This is a genomic window from Bordetella sp. 15P40C-2, assembly GCF_009763235.1.
GTDB lineage: Bacteria > Pseudomonadota > Gammaproteobacteria > Burkholderiales > Burkholderiaceae_B > Bordetella_A.
Window position 1 is genome coordinate 1 of record NZ_WSJA01000019.1, and the last position, 16,340, is coordinate 16,340.

Sequence of the window (16,340 nt, forward strand, 5' to 3'; positions counted from 1 at the left end):
ATGCCGGAGACCGCACACTAGCGCTGGCCCGCCCTACTCCCGCCCGCAATGCAGGCTCGCGCCGAGGGCGCTAACGCTCAAGCGTCGGTGCGAGGCTCAATCCAGACACGTCCGCGATGACACTGCACGACATGGTCGCCATGAGCGACTTTCATGTGCCGGTCGTGACCAAGGCTATGGAGCTGCCGTAGCTGGCGCAACAAGTCTGCCAGGCGCGCCTCGGTCGGCATGCGCGCGCCATTGCGGCGCAGCCAATAACGCAGCGCCAACGACTGCCGTGCAGGCGACAGGCTGCGCCACTGTGCCAGGGAAAAACTGATGCCATCCGGCGATGGCTGCAGGCCTGCGAAATCGCTTTGCGCGACTTCGTCGAGAATGCTGTTCGATTCCGCGGCATGACGAGCGTGGCTGGACAAGCGCTTCTGCCAGCCAGGCCACCGTACATCCAACACGGGCGTAAGCAATTCACGCACCGCCGCGCGTGTATATCGCGGGTCCGCGTTGGTAGGATCTTGAACGGCGTGCCACAGATATTGTTGAGCAAAGGCCTGCGCGGCCTGCAAAATGCGCGCGCGACTTTGATCCAACCAAGGGCGATGGTAAGTAATGCCATCGCGCTGCATAGAGGGTGCCATAGCGGCCATCCCCTCCGGCCCGGTGCCTCGCAGCAGGCGCAACAGCACGGTTTCTGCCTGATCGTTCTGATGGTGGGCGAGAAGAATATGGCGAACGTCATGGCGCTGCGCCAATTCGCTTAACGCCGAATAACGCGCATCCCGGGCGGCGGCTTCTATGCCCAGCCCAGAATCGTTTTCGACTTGAGCATAAGCGGTGGCCACCCGCACACCGAGTGTCTTGCCCAATGCCTGCACATGATCGGCCCAGCCATCTGCAGCCACCTGCAAACCGTGGTGGACATGGAACAAGATGATCGGCGCGCCGCGTTCGCGTGCGATGAGGCTGGCATGCGCGGCCAGCATGGCGGAATCGGCTCCTCCGCTGGTGGCAACGGCGACACATTCACCCGACGGAATCGAATCAGCAGCAAGATGCAGTGTGGACTTCTCCCCCGCAGATTCAACCGCGCCTGGCCACCCACGGCGCAAGGCTGCGATTAAATCCGGTTGAGGAAACACTGCCGCCTCAGGCGCGGACTTCTTGGAATTTGCCGTAGGACAACAGGCGCTGCACGCGCTGTTCGACCAACTGTTCAGGCGTCATACCGTGGAACTGACGCAAGGCGTCTCCCAACGCTCGACGCAGCAGGCGCGCCATCACGCGCGGGTCGCGATGTGCGCCACCGACAGGCTCATTGACCACGCGGTCAATAAGACCGAGGTCCTTTAAGCGCGGCGCGGTGATGGCCAAGGCCTCGGCAGCCTCCGAGGCCTTATCAGCGCTACGCCACAAGATCGAGGCGCAGCCCTCGGGCGATATCACCGAGTAGGTCGCGTATTGCAACATCAACACCGCATTCCCCACGGCGATCGCGAGCGCGCCACCAGAGCCACCCTCGCCGATGATCGTGGTAATGATGGGCACCTTGAGTTCGGCCATGGCATAGATGTTGTGCCCGATCGCTTCCGACTGACCGCGCTCTTCGGCGCCCACGCCGGGATACGCGCCCGGGGTGTCGACAAAGGTGAAGATCGGCAGCTTGAACTTTTCCGCCAAACGCATCAGGCGCAGGGCCTTGCGATAACCCTCTGGACGCGGCATGCCAAAGTTGCGCGCAGCGCGTTCCTTGGTGTCGCGACCCTTTTGGTGGCCGATGACCATGCAGGACTCGCCGTTGAAACGGGCCAAGCCGCCCACGATCGACTGATCGTCGGCGTACTGACGATCACCATGCAGTTCGTGGTAATCGGTAAAGATCTCGCGAACGTAATCCAGGGTGTAAGGGCGCTGCGGATGACGGGCCACCAGAGCGGTCTGCCACGGCGTCAGCTTGCCGTAGATTTCCTTGGCCAGCGTTTGGCTTTTCTGTTGCAGGCGGCTGATTTCGTCGGAAATGTCGACGGCGGAGTCAGCCTGCACATAACGCAACTGCTCGATTTTGTTCTCGAGCTCAGCCAGCGGTTGTTCAAATTCAAGGAAAGTATTGCGCATGAAGTAGGGTTCCGATATGGGGTGCCGGGTGATGCGTCAGTCCTGAACCGGGTTCGATTCGAGGCTGCGCCACAGGTACCAGGTCGCCACGGTACGCCAAGGCTGCCACGCGGACGAGACCTCTCTGGCCTCGAACCGCGAAACGGGCTCGCCGCTGAAGTAGTGTAACGAGATTGCCTTAAGCAGGCCCAGATCATCCAACGGCAGCACGTCGGGTCGCTGCAGATGAAAGATCAGAAACATTTCGGCCGTCCACCGGCCGATGCCACGAATGGCGACCAATTCAGAGACCACGCTCTCGTCGTCCATCGAGGTCCACTTCTCGGGGTGGACCCGACGCTCGGCGAAATGCGTGGCCAGATCTTGTACGTACTCACATTTACGCTGAGGCAAGCCTGCCTCGCGTAATCCCGCCAAGCCGACGTCCAGCACGCCAGCCGGCGTAGGGCGACGGCCGACAGTGTCCAGGAATCGCTCCCAGAGCGAATCCGCCGCCTTTGTGGAAATCTGCTGTCCCAAGATGGCACGCGCCAGGGTGACAAACGGCGTGCTGCGCTTGGTCAGCCAGGTGTCGCCATGCTGCGGGATGATTTTCTTGAGAATGCGGTCACGTCGCATCAGATGTGCGACGGCCTCTTCCCAATAATCGGGTTTGGCGACAACGATTTCTGGACTAGGCATGATGGTCCAGCGTCCTCAGGCGCGACGCCATTGCGTGATGCCGCCCGGCTTGTCATCGAGTTCGATCCCCGCGTCGCGCAACTGAGTGCGGATACGGTCCGCCTCGGCGAAATTTTTCGCCTGTTTCGCCGCCGACCTCGCGGCGACCAGGGCGTCGATCTCCGCATCGTCCAGCGCACCGCCAGCGGCAGACGCACCTTGGCCGAGACTGGCGGCGGAATAGCGGGTCGCGCAGCGGAAATAATCGGCCGGGTCCTGTTGCAACAGACCCAAAACACCAGCCAGGGCCTTGAGCTGCCCGGCTGCTGCGGCGCTACGGCTGCGGTTGGCTTCGGTGGCGAGTTCGAACAAGGCTGCCAACGCACCCGAGGTATTGAAATCGTCATCCATCGCGGCCTTGAAGGCCTGCGCTTGCGGCGACTCCCAATCGACGGCGCTCTCGTCGGGCGCGACGTTGAGCAAGGCCTGATACAAGCGGTCGAGCGCGTTTTGCGCATCGACGAGATTGTCGGGGGTGTAGTTCTGCGGGCTGCGATAGTGGTTGCGCACGATGAAAAAGCGCAGCATCTCGGCTTCGCGCGGATTCACCGCATAATCGGACTGATTCGCGGCCGGTTCGCCCTGGGCGATGGTCTGGCGGATCGTGCGGAAATTGCCGAGCGACTTGGACATCTTGTCCGAGTCGACCATGAGCGGGCCGCAGTGCATCCAGACATTGGCCAGCACCCCGCCGAAGGCGCCCTCGGTCTGGGCGATTTCGTTCTCGTGATGAGGAAACTTCAAATCCGGACCACCACCGTGGATATCGAGCGGTAGACCCAGCAGCGCGCGGCTCATGGCGGAGCATTCGATGTGCCAGCCGGGACGGCCAAGGCCATAGGCCGATGGCCATTTGGTGTCTTCGGGTTCCTCGGGCTTGGCGGCTTTCCACAGCACGAAATCGAGCGGATCCCGCTTGGCCGAGCCGACCGCCACGCGTTCGCCGGCACGCAGGTCATCCAGCGCCTTGCCGGAGAGCTTGCCATAGCCGGGGAAGCCGCGCACGGAATAGTTCACGTCGCCATCGTCGGCGCGATAGGCCAGGCCGTTTTCCTCGAGCTTGCTGATGATATCCAGCATGTCGGCCACGTATTGCGTGGCGCGCGGCTCGCGATCGGGCGGCTGCACGCCCAAGGCGCGCTCGTCGGCGTGCATCGCGGCGATGTAGTACTCGGTGACCTCGCCGATGCGACGGTTCGTTTCCACGGCCCGGCGGATGATTTTGTCGTCGATGTCCGTGATGTTGCGCACGTAATCCACGGCATAGCCGCTGGCGCGCAGCCAGCGCTGCACCACATCGAAAGCCACCAGCATCCGGGCATGACCCAAATGACAATAGTCGTAGACCGTCATGCCGCAGACGTACATGCGCACCTGGCCGGGCTGGGCCGGCTTGAAGGGTTCTTTCGTACGCGATAACGTGTTGTAGATGTGCAGCATGACGCTTGAACAGGCCTCGATGGGTAGCGGGGTACAGTCTGCGCCGGGTGGCGTAACAGCGGCGAAATAACCGTGGACGCAACCGGGGCTAAAATGGTGGTCGTCAAGTATAGCAAGTGGCCTCGCCACGCGCCGGTCTGCCCTTTTTCAACGGAACCCCACGTGACCTTGAACCGCCTTCTTCGACCCTCGCTGATCATCGCGGCCCTGGCCGCCCTACCGGTTGGCGGCGCGCTGGGACAGTCCATGGGCGGCGGCGGCAATCTGCCCTATAGCGACACCGAGACGCGCACCAAGCTCGACGAGCCGCGCCCCGAGGGCGGCTGGAAGGCGCTGGCCAATCTGCTCGAAGCGCTCAAGCCCGGCGTGGATACGCGCCTGGACCCCACGCCCTCGCAGATCGCCGCGCATATCGAGCGCCTGCTCAACGCCGGCAAGACGCAAGAAGCGCTGGAAATGATCGAAAAGCGCGAGGCCGCCATCAAGGGGCAGCGCGGCACGGATGTGCAGCTGATGTTTCAGCACGCGCGCGCGTTGGCGGCGCTGGACCGCGTGCCTGAGGCGATGGACATATACCGCGACATGACAACGCGATTTCCGGAATTGCCGGAACCCTGGAACAATCTAGCGGTCCTTTATGCGCAGCAAGGTGAATTGGATCAGGCTCAAAGCGCCCTCGAAATGGCGCTGCAGGCGGATCCGCAGTACGCCGAAGCCCGCGCCAACATGGGCGATATCCAGCTCATGCTGGCGCTGCGTACTTACCAGAATGCGGCAAAACAAGGCGTGCCCGGGACGAACACCAAGGCACGTGAAATCGAAAACATGCTGAAGGAAAGTCAACACAGATGATTTCGCGCTACTCTCCTCTTCATTTGCTGCGTATCGCGGCTTGCGGTGTTGCGCTGGCGATCGTGCCGGTCGCGGCGAGCGCCCAGTCGGCAGCCTCTTCCACACCCTCCACAGAAGGCACTACACCCATGAGCACCTCTTCCCGCGTAAAACTGCAGACCAATCAGGGCGACATCGTGATCACCCTGGATGCGGAAAAAGCGCCCAAGACCGTGGAAAACTTCCTGAGCTACGTCAAGAATGGTTTCTATAACGGCACGATCTTCCATCGCGTGATCGATGGCTTCATGATCCAAGGCGGCGGTTTCGAACCGGGCCTGAAGCAAAAGCCCACGCAGGCTCCGATCGAAAACGAGGCTAACAACGGCCTGAAGAACGACAAGTACACGCTCGCCATGGCTCGCACCAGCGACCCGCATTCGGCCACGGCGCAGTTCTTCGTCAACGTAGCCGACAACGATTTCCTGAACTTCACCGCACCCACGCCGAATGGCTGGGGCTACGCCGTATTTGGCAAGGTGACCGAGGGCACCGACGTCGTGGACAAGATCAAGGGCGTGAAGACCGGCAACAGCGGTTTTCACCAGAATGTCCCGACCGAAGATGTAATCATCGAAAAGGCCGAAATCGTTGAATAAGGTGACACTGCAGGGCCCGATCTGGGTTGCTTCGGATGTGCATCTGGGTCCCGCGACGCCGGCCACGGCCGAAGCGTTCACGGGATTCCTGGACGCGGCCGCGGACGAAGCCGCGGCCCTGCTGCTGCCGGGCGATATTTTCGACGCCTGGATCGGCGATGACGTCATCAAGGTTGCCCCGCCCTGGCTGGCGAGCGCGCTGCAGGCATTGCAGCGCACGGCCAGCCGCATTCCGTTGTACCTGGGACGCGGCAACCGCGATTTCCTGATGGGCGATGAGCTGGCCGGAGCACTAGGCGCGAAAATGCTGCCGGACGTCGCGATTCTGGAGACGGACTTTGGCCGCATTCTGCTTTCTCACGGCGACGAGTACTGTACGGACGATACGGCGTATCAGCAGTTTCGAACGATGGTGCGTAATCCCGAGTGGCAGGCGCAGTTCCTCGCCATGAGCATCCCGGAAAGGATGGCGATGGCGCAGCAGGCGCGTGGCGAGAGCCAGTCGGCAAACCAGATGAAATCCGCCGAGATCATGGATGTCAACGCGCAGGCAGTCGAACAGGCGTTCAGGGACGCCGACGTCGACATCATGGTGCATGGACACACCCATCGCCCTGACCGGCACGTGCTGGAAGTCGACGGACGCCGGCGCGAACGCTGGGTGCTACCCGATTGGGAATGCGACCATGCCAATCCGCCGCGCGGCGGTTGGCTGGTGATCGATCGTGAAGGACTGGCGCCATACGATCTGGATCTGGCCTGACGGCTGATGCAAGTCCCAAAAAAAACGCTGGATTGCGACAAAGCAACCCAGCGTTTTTTATTGGCATCGGACGAGTATCCGTCCAATAAGGCGAGCGCGCGGCCTGCGATACGGTCCCACCCTCCTCATCTATTTACCGCTACATCTTGGTTGTCAGCCAGATTGCGACCACGATACCCAATGCGATGCGGTACCAGGCAAATACCCGATAGGTGTGATTGGCGACAAAGCGCAATACGGCGCGCACGACGACCAGCGCGCTCAGGAATGCCGCGACGAACCCCACGGCGATGCCAGAGAGGTCATTGCTGCTGAGCACATCCATGTTGCGGTACATGTCGTATACCGCCGCGCCCAGCATCGTCGGCATGGCGAGGAAAAACGAGAACTCGGTCGCCGTCTTGCGCTGGATGCCGGCGATCATGCCGCCGATGATCGTGGCGCCTGAGCGCGACACACCGGGAATCATGGCCACACACTGCGCCACGCCCACGCCCAGCGCCTGTTTCCAGGAGATCTGTTCCAGCGTATAGGCCGTAGCACGCTCATCCGATGCGGCATCATCCGCCGCGCCCGGCTTGTCGCCCGGCGTGTGGTGCGTCTTGCGTTCGACCCACAGCATAATCAGCCCGCCCAGCACCAGCGTCACGGCAACTACGCCCGGGTGATAGAACACGCCTTTGATCGTCTTGATGAAGATCGCCCCGATCACCGCCGCCGGGAAAAACGCCAGCAGGAGATTGCGCGTAAACGCCATCTCGGTGGCATTGCCCGTGAGCGTGCCCCGAATCAACTGCCATAGCCGCGCCCGAAATATCCACATCACGGCCAGAATCGAACCCAGCTGGATCACGACTTCAAAGACCTTGCCGGAACCCGAATCGAACGAAATCAAGTCGCCCAGAATGATCAGATGCCCGGTGCTGGACACCGGAATGAACTCTGTCAGCCCCTCGATAATGCCCAGGAAGAAGGCCTTGATCAGATAAATAGTGCTTTCAGTCACAATATGCGCGCGGTGGGGTTAATGGCTATCGCCATCGGCATCGGCATCCGAGGGCGTCAGAGGCGTGCGCTCAACACGCACCGACGCAATGCGACGGCCGGCTAATTCGAGCACCTCGAAATGGAAACGGTGATGCAGGTCCTCGCTGTCGCAGCGATCGCCCGGCTTGGGCAATTGCCCGAAACGCGCCAGGAGGTAACCGGCCAGCGTGGAATATTCCTGTGCTTCATCCACCAGCCCTTCGGTTTCCAATACCTGTTCGACATGATGCAGATCCGCTGCACCGTCGATTTTCCAGATGTTGTCCTCAATGGGAGAAATGTCAGGCTGTTCGTCCTCGTCCGGGAATTCGCCCGCGATGGCTTCAAACACGTCGATGGGTGTCACGAGCCCCTCGATGGCGCCGAATTCATCGGCCACCAGCACCAACTGGCCCTTTGAACGTTTCAGCGTGTCCATCAGACGCAGGATGCCGATCGATTCATGCACGATGATCGGATCGCGCAAACGATCGCGGCGGATGCGACGTTCCGAGATCAAGTCCGCCACCAGGTCCTTGGCGCGGCCGATACCGATGACTTCGTCCAGCGAACCCCGGCACACCGGGAAGAAACTGTGGGGCGTACCCATCAGCTGCTCGCGGATGACATCGGGCTCTTCGTCGATATTGATCCAGGACACATCGGTGCGCGGCGTCATGACGGAATGGATAGAGCGTTCGGCCAGGGTCAATACACCGCTAACCATGTTGCGCTCTTCCACCCCGAAGGCTTCGACCTCGGCCTGCTGCTGCCCCGGCACGGTGGCGTCCTCGACATCCACAGGAGGGCGTTTGCCCAGCATGCGCAGCACCGCGCTGGCCGTACGGTCCCGCATGGGGCGCGAGGCGTCCAGGCGCAGGATGTTGCGGCGAGCGACCTGATTCAACGCCTCGATAGCGACCGAGAAGCCAATGGCGGCGTACAGATAGCCCTTGGGCACCTTAAAGCCAAAGCTCTCCGCCAATAGCGAGAAGCCAATCATCAGCAAAAAGCCCAGACACAACACCACGACTGTCGGGTGGGCGTTGACGAACTTGGTCAACGGTTTGGACGCGATCAGCATCACGCCGATGGCGATGGTGACAGCCATCATCATGATGGCCAGATGGTCCACCATCCCGACCGCGGTAATCACCGAGTCCAGCGAGAACACTGCATCGAGCACGACAATCTGCGTCACGATGACCCAGAAGCTCGCGTACACACGCGGGCCGGCCACAAGCGCGGCCTTGCCTTCGATACGTTCGTGAAGTTCGAGCGTGCCCTTGAAGAGCAGGAACAGGCCTCCGATCATCAGGATCAAATCCCGACCGGAGAAAGTCACGGGCCCAACGGAGAACAGCGGAGCAGTGAGAGTGACCAGCCATGACATCACTGACAAGAGACCCAGTCGCATGACCAGGGCGAGGCTTAGTCCGACGATACGCGCGCGATCGCGCTGCGCAGGCGGCAGCTTGTCAGCCAGAATGGCAATAAAAAGTAGGTTGTCGATCCCCAGGACGATTTCTAATACGACCAGGGTCAGCAGGCCGACCCACGCGGCGGGGTCCTGCAGCCACTCCATCAAGTGCTCCGGAAGTTAAGGAACCGCCAATCGTACATGGAAATACAGCATTTTGCCGGGGACATCGCGGCAAATCGGGGGAAAATCCCTGCCATACCCCCGAAATCCAGCCTCCAGCGGGTGAATCACCCGCTGATTAGCTTGCCCTTAATCCTGCTTGGGCTGCAGATGCGCGAGCATCTGAGCAAAGATCTTCGGGCTGGCCGCAAGAACGTTGCCCGAATCCATCCAGCCTTGTTCGCCGTCGAGGTCGGCAACCAGACCACCGGCTTCTTGCACCAGCAAGCTGCCTGCGGCGAGGTCCCAAGGCTTGAGCTTCAGGCCGCAAAAACCGTCCAAGCGGCCCGTGGCCACGTAAGCCAGGTCCAACACGGTCGAACCCAGGCGGCGCACACCGCTGCAATGCTCGGTCATTTGACGGAAACGGCCACCGCCGGCGTCGGCATCGGTCGAACGCGGCCAGTGGGCGCCCAGCAACGCCTCGCTATAGCGGGTACGGCTTGCCACGCGCACGCGGCGGTCGTTCAGGAAGGTGCCGCTACCACGGCTGGCGGTGAACAATTCGTTGCGCGACGGATCGTAGACCACGGCTTGCGTGACCTGACCGCGCTGCGTCAGCGCGATGGACACGGCGTAGTTCGGCAGGCCGTGGATAAAGTTGGTCGTGCCGTCCAACGGATCGATAATCCATTGGAATTCGGCCTGGTCGGGGCCCTGCAGCCCGAATTCCTCGCCGAGCACGGCGTGATCGGGATAGGCGGTTTGCAGGGTCTCGACGATCGCCTCTTCGACGGCGCGATCCACATCCGTGACATAATCGCGCGGTCCTTTGCGCGCTACGCTGATTCGATCCAGATCCAGGCTGGCACGATTAATGATGGTGCCGGCACGCCGGGCCGCCTTGATGGCGATATTGAGCATCGGGTGCATAAAATTCCGTACGTATGCAGTAAAGCAGAAAAGGAAATACCGGAATTCCGGCAGTTCCCTTTGAGCGAAAACAGGGGGCGGCCCTGCCAATTCCGCTCGGCAAAGCCCCGAAAAAATCAGGATGGCACTAGGCCAAACCGGGTATTTTAAATGACTCAAGCATTTTCACGCGTTCAGTTCATCATGGTACAGCCCAGCCACCCCGGAAATGTCGGGTCGGCGGCGCGTGCCATCAAGACCATGGGCTTTCAGGATCTGGTCCTGGTCGAGCCGAAATTTCCCGACATGACGAGCCAGCCGGAGGCCATCGCGCTGGCCAGCGGCGCGGTGGACGTGCTGGATCGCGCCCGCATCTGCGCCACGCTGGAGGAAGCCCTGGAGCCCGTCACACTCGGTTTCGCGCTGACCGCGCGCGTGCGCGACCTGGGTCCCCCACCCTGCGATATTCGCCAGGCGGCTGAACTGACGCGTGAACACTTGGCCAGTCCCGACACTGGCCACGCGGCCGTGGTGTTGGGCACCGAACGCGCGGGGTTGACCAATGCGCAGATCGCGCTGTGCCATCGTATCTGCCAAATCCCGGCGAATCCGGAGTACAGCTCGCTCAATGTCGCGCAAGCCCTGCAGCTGGCCGCGTGGGAAATGCGTTATGCGTTGCTCATCGGGCAAGGCGCGCCTCTGCTGCCGAGTTCGTCGGCGCAGCAAGCCGACCCCGGCGCCGCCCCCGCCCCCAGCGCCGCGGTGCAGGCGTTTTTGAAGCATTGGGAAGAAGCACTGATCGAGGTGGATTTTCTGGACCCGGCGCATCCCAAAAAACTGATGCCCCGCATGCGACATCTGTTTAGCCGCAGCGGTCTGACGCGCGACGAAGTCGACATGCTCAGAGGCGTCTGTACCGCCATGCTGCGCAAGGCACGTGGCGCCACCAAATAGACGGTAGGCACCCGCCCGGCTGGCTGCGCGCAGGCGGACGCCTTGGCGCGCTCGCACTTCGGTCTTCTCGAATCACCACGCGATCCGCGGAAGCAACCAGGCAAAAAAACAGGCGGGCTTGACGCCCGCCTGCTGATTCACACCGAGAACGCGATAAATCGCGCCGCGCTCGAGTTAGTCGACTTGCGCGCCCGAGCCCTTGACGACGGGAGCCCAGCTCTCGACCTCGGACTTGATGAATGCAGCGAATTCTTCCGGCGTGGTCTTTTCACCGACGGCGCCCAGGCTTTCAAACGCCTTCTTCACCTCGGGATTGTCCTGCGCCTTGACCATCGCGGCGTTGAGCTTTTCGATCACTTCGCGCGGTGTACCAGCCGGGGCGATCAGACCGAACCACGACGACACGTCGAAGTTTTCAAAGCCCAGTTCTTGCATCGTGGGCAGGTCCGGAGCCGACGGGGAGCGGTTCGCCGTGGTGACGGCCAACGCCTTGAGCTTGCCGCCCTTCACGTGCGGCCACGAGGCGGGCATGTTGTCGAACATGAATTGCACTTGACCGCCGATCAGATCGGTCACGGCCGGGGCGCTGCCTTTGTACGGCACGTGCAGGACATCCAGGCCCGTACGCATCTTGAATAGCTCTCCGGCCATGTGGATGGACGTACCGCTACCGGACGAGGCGAAGGCCAAAACGCCGGGATTCGCTTTGCCGTATTCAACCAACTCTTGCACGGAGTTGACCGGCACGCCCGGGTTGACCACGAGAATGTTCGGCACCTTGGCGCCCAGCGCGACTGCGTCGAAATCCTTGGTCAGGTCGAACGACACGTTGCGATAAAGCGTCTGGTTGATTGCACTGGTCACCGCCACAAACAGCAGCGTGTAGCCATCGGGTTTCGCGCGGCGCACGTAGTCCGTCGCAATGTTGCTGCCAGCGCCCGGCTTATTTTCCACCACGAAGGTTTGACCCAATTCCTGAGTCAGTTCCTTGGCCATGATGCGCGCAACTACGTCGGTGGTGCCACCTGCGGAAAACCCGACAACGATGTTGACGGGCTTATCGGGGTAGTCCGCTTGGGCACTGGCGGCGATAGCCAGCGAGCCAAAGACACCGGCGAGCAGGGTAACTGCGTGGCGAATAAAACGGGGTTTTTGACATTTTGTCATGTCGTGTCTCCTGTAAAGCGTCCATGTGACGGACACTGTGATCGGCAGAATCGGGGCAATTGTACTAGCCAGGTGCATCCCAGCAAGGTACAGTCCACCCTATGGACGAATAGATGCGCTAATATGGGGCACGACGCTCCATTGCAGTGCAACATTTTTGAGTACCTGATGTCGAGTTCCGAGAGTTCTTCTGGCCCACGCACGCTGCGGCGCGGCCTCGCTGTACTGGCCACATTGAGGGATCACGGCCCCGGCGGGCTAAGCGTCACCGATATTGCGCGATTAACCGCGATTCAGCGCCCAACGGTGTACCGATTGCTGGCCGCCCTGATGGATGCGGGGCTGGTGCTACCGATACCGGGCACCAAGAAATACCGCGCCCAATGGGCCAAAGTCCCAGAGGCGGCGCATCCCGACCCGCGCGTCGCGCAGGCCATGCCCAGCTTGAAACGGCTGGCAGAACGCACCGGAGATGCGGTGTTTTTGGTGGTGCGCGAGGGCGATGAATCGGTCAGTCTGCACCGCGAAATCGGCGGCTATCCGGTGCAGATCCTGGCGACTTATGCTGGGAAACGTCAGCCGCTGGGCGTCGGCTCGGGCGGCATGGCGATCCTCGCGGCATTGCCGGATGCGGTGGCACACGGCATTGTGCAGCGCAACTCGGGGTATTTAGACGAGTATGGCGGAATGACAACACATGAGATGTTGCGTCTCATCGAAAACACCCGTTCGCGCGGGTATGCAGTGGTCGGAAACCATGCGGTGCGCGGCGCGCTCGGCGTGGGCTGTGCGCTGCTGGATCCTCAGGGCGCACCGCTATTGGCGATTAGCGTAACCGCTATCATCGACCGCATGCCGGCACCGCGCCAGCGCGAAATCGCGGGATGGATACAGGCGGAACTCGCGCGCCTGTCGCTGCGCAACTTATAACGGCAGCGAAAGCAATCAGGCCGCCCGTCGCCAGGCGGCCTGATTAACAGCGATCGGGTCGTGCCGTCGTCTTATGCAGCAATGTCTTCCTTGCCTGGCGCCTGAATCTCGCGCACGGGGACGGGCGGTTTGAAACCCGCCGCGGCCAAGCTCTGGCGAATCTGATGGAACAGGCCCCAACGCAGTTCCCAATACTGCGAGGTGGCGCTCCACATACGGATATTCACGACCGTGCCGTTGTCCTTGTATTCCGTGACTTTGACCAGCGGCGCGGGGTCCTTCAGCACCAGGGGATGGTCCTGCACGATCTGCGTCAGGCAAGCGATCGCGGCATCCAGATCATCGGCATAGTGCACCGTGACCGGCAGATCCAGCCGGCGCGTCGTATTGCGGCTGTAGTTGGTGATCGTGGCGTTCCACACCACGCTATTGGGCAGCGTGATATAGATGCCATCGCCTTGGACCAGACGGGTTAAAAACAGGCCGACTTCGACGACCGTGCCTTCTGTCCCGGTGCTGAGCGCCACGTATTCCCCCGTGCGCAGCGGACGCAGAATAATCAGCATGATGCCCGCGGCGATATTCTGCAGCGTGTTCTGCAGCGCCAGACCCACCGCCAGACCAGCCGCGCCCAGCACGGCGATGAGGCTCGCCGTCTGTACGCCAAATCGCGCCAACACCGCAATCACGGTGAAGATGCGCACGGCCCACACCACCACCGTATGAAACATCGGCACGATAGTGGCGTCGATGCGTGGCGAGCGGGTCGCCACCCGGCGCACCCAGCTACCCAGCAGCGACGAGACCCACCATCCCACGATTAGTATTAGCAAAGCCGTGGCAACGTTCACGACGCCGTCGGCCAAGCGTGGCACCACTGCTTCCAAGCCGATTAAATAATCATCCATACCAAGCCCTATGACTCAAGATAGGCGCGTCTGTGCGCCCTGAAAAATGAATAGGCAGTGAATGTATCAGACCTGGATGACGGCGCGTAGCGATACGCGGGGATTACAAACGCCGGAAATGATTGTCCCAGGACAGATCACTCGATCGCGTCAGAATCGGGGCCGCCTCTTGCTCGGGCCCGGCCTGTACCAGTTCGCCCATGCCGCTATTGACCAGAAAACGCGCAGGCGCCAAAGGCGCGACTCCGCAGCCGTCAGTCAACGACGTCACGCCCTTCAATGTCCCATCGGCGGCATTCCAATACAGCACCTGGTTACCCACCGGGCTGCTGGTGGCAATGACCTCGCCCGTGGGATCGGCCGCCACCGAGCCTATGTAATTCCGACAGTTGCGCAGCACTTCGTCCGGGCCGGTGAAGAGCTCCGGCGTCTGCCCGCGCCGATGTCGCCCCACGAGCGGCGGTCGCTCGCTGGCGGGGCCCATATGCTGACAGCCAAACCAAACCGTGCCATCGGCAGCCAAGGCGAGATGGCGGATCGACAGTTGATGCAGTGACGGTGGCAAGGCTACACGTTCGAGCAGCTGCCCATTGCCCGCATCGATATAAGCGAGCGATGGCTGCATCGTGTCCAGATTCAGCTCGAGCTTGCCGTAATCCGGATGCGTCAGAATGCCTCCATTGGCCACGCACAAGGTCTTGCCATCGGGCAGCAACACGACCTCATGCGGCCCGATGCCGCCGGTGGAGAATTCGCCGATCCGGCGATAGGCGCCGCCCGGCGAGGCGTCGTAAATACCTAGAACGCCCTGCCCCGCCTCGTAATCGTTTTCGGTGGCCAGCATGCGCTGGCCGTCGGGCAAATAGACGCCATGGCCGAAAAAGTGCCGCCCTTCGGCCGCGGCGATGGCCTGGGGTTCTGCCGAGCCATTGGTGCTGAACCCCACGGCAAAAAACCCAGGCTGCCGCCCGAACACCACCGCGCGACCGCGCTGCGGATCCAGCGCAAAACTGTGCCCACGCGCAGGCATAGGCACCACGTACTGATCGCGCCCCTGGGCATCCAGTACCACCGCCTCGTACCGACCATACGCTTTGCGCGCAGCCAGATACAGCCGGCCTGTCTCCGGAGCCTGCACGCCCGAACGCGTGTCCGCGCTCGCTCCTTGCACTTGCGCCCACGCCGACGTTGCGGCCAAACCCATAGACCCGGATGCCGTCAACGCGGCCCAGGTCAGAAAGCGTCGACGATCAATCTCCATCTAAGGCATTAAATCCTATGGTGATACCCAAGGCCGGCGCCAGATTCTGGTCGACGATATCTTTCGCGTTTTTCAATATCAGGCCCGCCAATGACAGCTGTCGCCAGCCGTTCTCGCTGTCGAGCACGGTGGCCAGAGGGGCATCGATCTTATCCAAGGCCTGCGCACCACGCGCCAGTTCGCCACCGACCGCCGGCCCTATCCATGCTTCTTCATCGGGGTATTGGAACGCCGCCGCGCTATAGAAATCGTGCAGGCCCTTCACGCCGGCCGCCAGCGCCGGCACGGTCAGGCCACTGCGCGAAAAAGCGCCGCGCGATTCGCGTGTCTGTTGCGGCGAAGCGCCCAGCATCGGCATCAGCTTGATATCGCGGGCCGACTGCAACCCGGTGGATAGCGCCTTGATGGCTTCAGCAGCGACTTCCTGTTTGTTGCGATAGAGATCGCTATGCGCGCCCGGCGCGACGAACTGTTTGCCGAAATCGCCTTGAGCGCTCCACGCCTGACGCAACTCGCCGGCCACCGTGGAGACATTCGCCGCGACCGCGACGGCGTAAGCGCATGCGTACCCATTGAACTCACCCTCGGGCGATTTGATCAGCCCCGGGCTGTCGTACAGCACAAATTCCAAAGCAGGCAGCCCTTGCGTGGCGACACTGCGCGAGGCCAGCGCACCGGGCGCGAGTAGAGCGGGGTCTTCGGCCGCCAGCAACGTACGAACCTGGCGTGGCATCACGCCTCGCGTATCGGGCCAAAACGCCAGCTTTTCATAACGATTGCTCTGCACGAGCGGGCCAAACCGCAAGAACGCCACCGCCGCCCAAGCCTTGACGGTACCGGCGAAGGCTTCACGCACCGCATTGGCATCGCCACGCCCCTTGGCATCGCACCAAGTCTTCAGCGCGGTTTCCAAGCCTGCTGCCTGATTGGCGAGGGCTACCGTCGCGGGTCGTGCGTAGCCTTCGGCCAGACGCTGCCCAATATCGGCGGGCACCTGCGCCAACGCGGGCCACGGGGCCGTTGCCACCAGGGCCGCGACCATCCATTGCTTAAGCTTCATTTTGGCTCCTCTGGGATT

Annotated in this window: 16 protein-coding genes; 5 read left to right on the forward strand and 11 right to left on the reverse strand. The window is 61.8% G+C overall.

Going from position 1 to position 16,340, the window contains the following annotated elements:
* Nucleotides 1–77: 77 nt before the first annotated feature.
* From tilS to cysS, 4 genes are all read right to left on the reverse strand, one after another.
* Nucleotides 78–1,055: a tRNA lysidine(34) synthetase TilS gene (gene tilS / locus GOQ25_RS08450; protein ID WP_255448226.1), complete on the reverse strand. Its 978-nt coding sequence runs from the start codon at nt 1,053–1,055 to the stop codon at nt 78–80.
* 88 nt (nt 1,056–1,143) lie between these two features.
* Nucleotides 1,144–2,109 carry an acetyl-CoA carboxylase carboxyltransferase subunit alpha gene (locus tag GOQ25_RS08455; protein ID WP_160350026.1) on the reverse strand — a complete coding sequence of 322 codons (966 nt, stop codon included), beginning with the start codon at nt 2,107–2,109 and terminating at the stop codon, nt 1,144–1,146.
* 36 nt (nt 2,110–2,145) lie between these two features.
* Entirely contained in the window at nt 2,146–2,790 is a 645-nt protein-coding gene (locus tag GOQ25_RS08460; RefSeq protein WP_160350027.1) for a DNA-3-methyladenine glycosylase, read from the reverse strand.
* A gap of 15 nt (nt 2,791–2,805) precedes the next feature.
* Entirely contained in the window at nt 2,806–4,269 is a 1,464-nt protein-coding gene (cysS, locus tag GOQ25_RS08465) for a cysteine--tRNA ligase (RefSeq protein WP_160350028.1), read from the reverse strand.
* A 246-nt stretch (nt 4,270–4,515) separates the two neighbouring features.
* Between cysS and GOQ25_RS08470 the strand changes: the two genes are divergently transcribed.
* The 3 genes from GOQ25_RS08470 to GOQ25_RS08480 all read left to right on the forward strand — a co-directional run bounded on the left by GOQ25_RS08470 (nt 4,516) and on the right by GOQ25_RS08480 (nt 6,522).
* Nucleotides 4,516–5,121, forward strand: a complete 606-nt coding sequence (locus tag GOQ25_RS08470) for a tetratricopeptide repeat protein (RefSeq protein WP_236844334.1) — start codon at nt 4,516–4,518, stop codon at nt 5,119–5,121.
* A gap of 128 nt (nt 5,122–5,249) precedes the next feature.
* Nucleotides 5,250–5,759, forward strand: a complete 510-nt coding sequence (locus tag GOQ25_RS08475; RefSeq protein WP_160350030.1) for a peptidylprolyl isomerase — start codon at nt 5,250–5,252, stop codon at nt 5,757–5,759.
* The gene (locus GOQ25_RS08480) at nt 5,752–6,522 is read left to right on the forward strand and encodes a UDP-2,3-diacylglucosamine diphosphatase (RefSeq protein ID WP_160350031.1); all 771 of its coding nucleotides are present in this window, start codon (nt 5,752–5,754) and stop codon (nt 6,520–6,522) included. The genes GOQ25_RS08475 and GOQ25_RS08480 overlap by 8 nt, the downstream gene beginning before the upstream one ends.
* 139 nt (nt 6,523–6,661) lie before the next feature.
* Here the strand turns inward: GOQ25_RS08480 and GOQ25_RS08485 are convergent, their stop codons facing one another.
* The 3 genes from GOQ25_RS08485 to GOQ25_RS08495 form a co-directional block, all read right to left on the reverse strand.
* Complete coding sequence (locus GOQ25_RS08485) at nt 6,662–7,528, reverse strand: undecaprenyl-diphosphate phosphatase (RefSeq protein ID WP_160350032.1); 867 nt, start codon at nt 7,526–7,528, stop codon at nt 6,662–6,664.
* 18 nt (nt 7,529–7,546) lie between these two features.
* Nucleotides 7,547–9,133 (reverse strand): TerC family protein, encoded by a 1,587-nt coding sequence (locus GOQ25_RS08490; RefSeq protein ID WP_160350033.1) that lies wholly within the window; start codon nt 9,131–9,133, stop codon nt 7,547–7,549.
* 147 nt (nt 9,134–9,280) lie between these two features.
* Nucleotides 9,281–10,063 (reverse strand): inositol monophosphatase family protein, encoded by a 783-nt coding sequence (locus GOQ25_RS08495; RefSeq protein ID WP_160350034.1) that lies wholly within the window; start codon nt 10,061–10,063, stop codon nt 9,281–9,283.
* Nucleotides 10,064–10,213: 150 nt separating this feature from the next.
* Here GOQ25_RS08495 and GOQ25_RS08500 point away from each other — a divergent pair, with 150 nt between their 5' ends.
* Nucleotides 10,214–10,996 (forward strand): RNA methyltransferase, encoded by a 783-nt coding sequence (locus tag GOQ25_RS08500; protein WP_202109378.1) that lies wholly within the window; start codon nt 10,214–10,216, stop codon nt 10,994–10,996.
* Between the two features lie 174 nt (nt 10,997–11,170).
* Here the strand turns inward: GOQ25_RS08500 and GOQ25_RS08505 are convergent, their stop codons facing one another.
* Complete coding sequence (locus tag GOQ25_RS08505) at nt 11,171–12,163, reverse strand: tripartite tricarboxylate transporter substrate binding protein (protein WP_160350035.1); 993 nt, start codon at nt 12,161–12,163, stop codon at nt 11,171–11,173.
* Between the two features lie 168 nt (nt 12,164–12,331).
* Between GOQ25_RS08505 and GOQ25_RS08510 the strand changes: the two genes are divergently transcribed.
* Nucleotides 12,332–13,093: an IclR family transcriptional regulator gene (locus GOQ25_RS08510; RefSeq protein ID WP_160350036.1), complete on the forward strand. Its 762-nt coding sequence runs from the start codon at nt 12,332–12,334 to the stop codon at nt 13,091–13,093.
* A 71-nt stretch (nt 13,094–13,164) separates the two neighbouring features.
* Here GOQ25_RS08510 and GOQ25_RS08515 read toward each other — a convergent pair whose 3' ends face one another.
* From GOQ25_RS08515 to GOQ25_RS08525, 3 genes are all read right to left on the reverse strand, one after another.
* Nucleotides 13,165–14,001 (reverse strand): mechanosensitive ion channel family protein, encoded by an 837-nt coding sequence (locus GOQ25_RS08515; RefSeq protein WP_160350037.1) that lies wholly within the window; start codon nt 13,999–14,001, stop codon nt 13,165–13,167.
* A 103-nt stretch (nt 14,002–14,104) separates the two neighbouring features.
* A complete protein-coding gene (locus tag GOQ25_RS08520; protein ID WP_160350038.1) occupies nt 14,105–15,262 on the reverse strand; it encodes a DUF1513 domain-containing protein in 1,158 nt (385 codons plus the stop codon).
* Nucleotides 15,252–16,322: an imelysin family protein gene (locus tag GOQ25_RS08525; RefSeq protein WP_160350039.1), complete on the reverse strand. Its 1,071-nt coding sequence runs from the start codon at nt 16,320–16,322 to the stop codon at nt 15,252–15,254. The genes GOQ25_RS08520 and GOQ25_RS08525 overlap by 11 nt, the downstream gene beginning before the upstream one ends.
* Between the last annotated feature and the right edge of the window lie 18 nt (nt 16,323–16,340).

Bases quoted from the DNA above. Each gene is read 5' to 3' on its own strand.
- GOQ25_RS08500 (WP_202109378.1), top strand. From the start codon at position 10,214: ATGACTCAAGCATTTTCACGCGTTCAGTTCATCATGGTACAGCCCAGC.
- GOQ25_RS08525 (WP_160350039.1), bottom strand. From the start codon at position 16,322: ATGAAGCTTAAGCAATGGATGGTCGCGGCCCTGGTGGCAACGGCCCCG.
- GOQ25_RS08475 (WP_160350030.1), top strand. From the start codon at position 5,250: ATGAGCACCTCTTCCCGCGTAAAACTGCAGACCAATCAGGGCGACATC.
- GOQ25_RS08505 (WP_160350035.1), bottom strand. From the start codon at position 12,163: ATGACAAAATGTCAAAAACCCCGTTTTATTCGCCACGCAGTTACCCTG.
- GOQ25_RS08470 (WP_236844334.1), top strand. From the start codon at position 4,516: ATGGGCGGCGGCGGCAATCTGCCCTATAGCGACACCGAGACGCGCACC.
- GOQ25_RS08495 (WP_160350034.1), bottom strand. From the start codon at position 10,063: ATGCACCCGATGCTCAATATCGCCATCAAGGCGGCCCGGCGTGCCGGC.
- GOQ25_RS08510 (WP_160350036.1), top strand. From the start codon at position 12,332: ATGTCGAGTTCCGAGAGTTCTTCTGGCCCACGCACGCTGCGGCGCGGC.
- GOQ25_RS08515 (WP_160350037.1), bottom strand. From the start codon at position 14,001: ATGGATGATTATTTAATCGGCTTGGAAGCAGTGGTGCCACGCTTGGCC.
- GOQ25_RS08455 (WP_160350026.1), bottom strand. From the start codon at position 2,109: ATGCGCAATACTTTCCTTGAATTTGAACAACCGCTGGCTGAGCTCGAG.
- cysS (WP_160350028.1), bottom strand. From the start codon at position 4,269: ATGCTGCACATCTACAACACGTTATCGCGTACGAAAGAACCCTTCAAG.
- GOQ25_RS08520 (WP_160350038.1), bottom strand. From the start codon at position 15,262: ATGGAGATTGATCGTCGACGCTTTCTGACCTGGGCCGCGTTGACGGCA.
- GOQ25_RS08490 (WP_160350033.1), bottom strand. From the start codon at position 9,133: ATGGAGTGGCTGCAGGACCCCGCCGCGTGGGTCGGCCTGCTGACCCTG.
- GOQ25_RS08460 (WP_160350027.1), bottom strand. From the start codon at position 2,790: ATGCCTAGTCCAGAAATCGTTGTCGCCAAACCCGATTATTGGGAAGAG.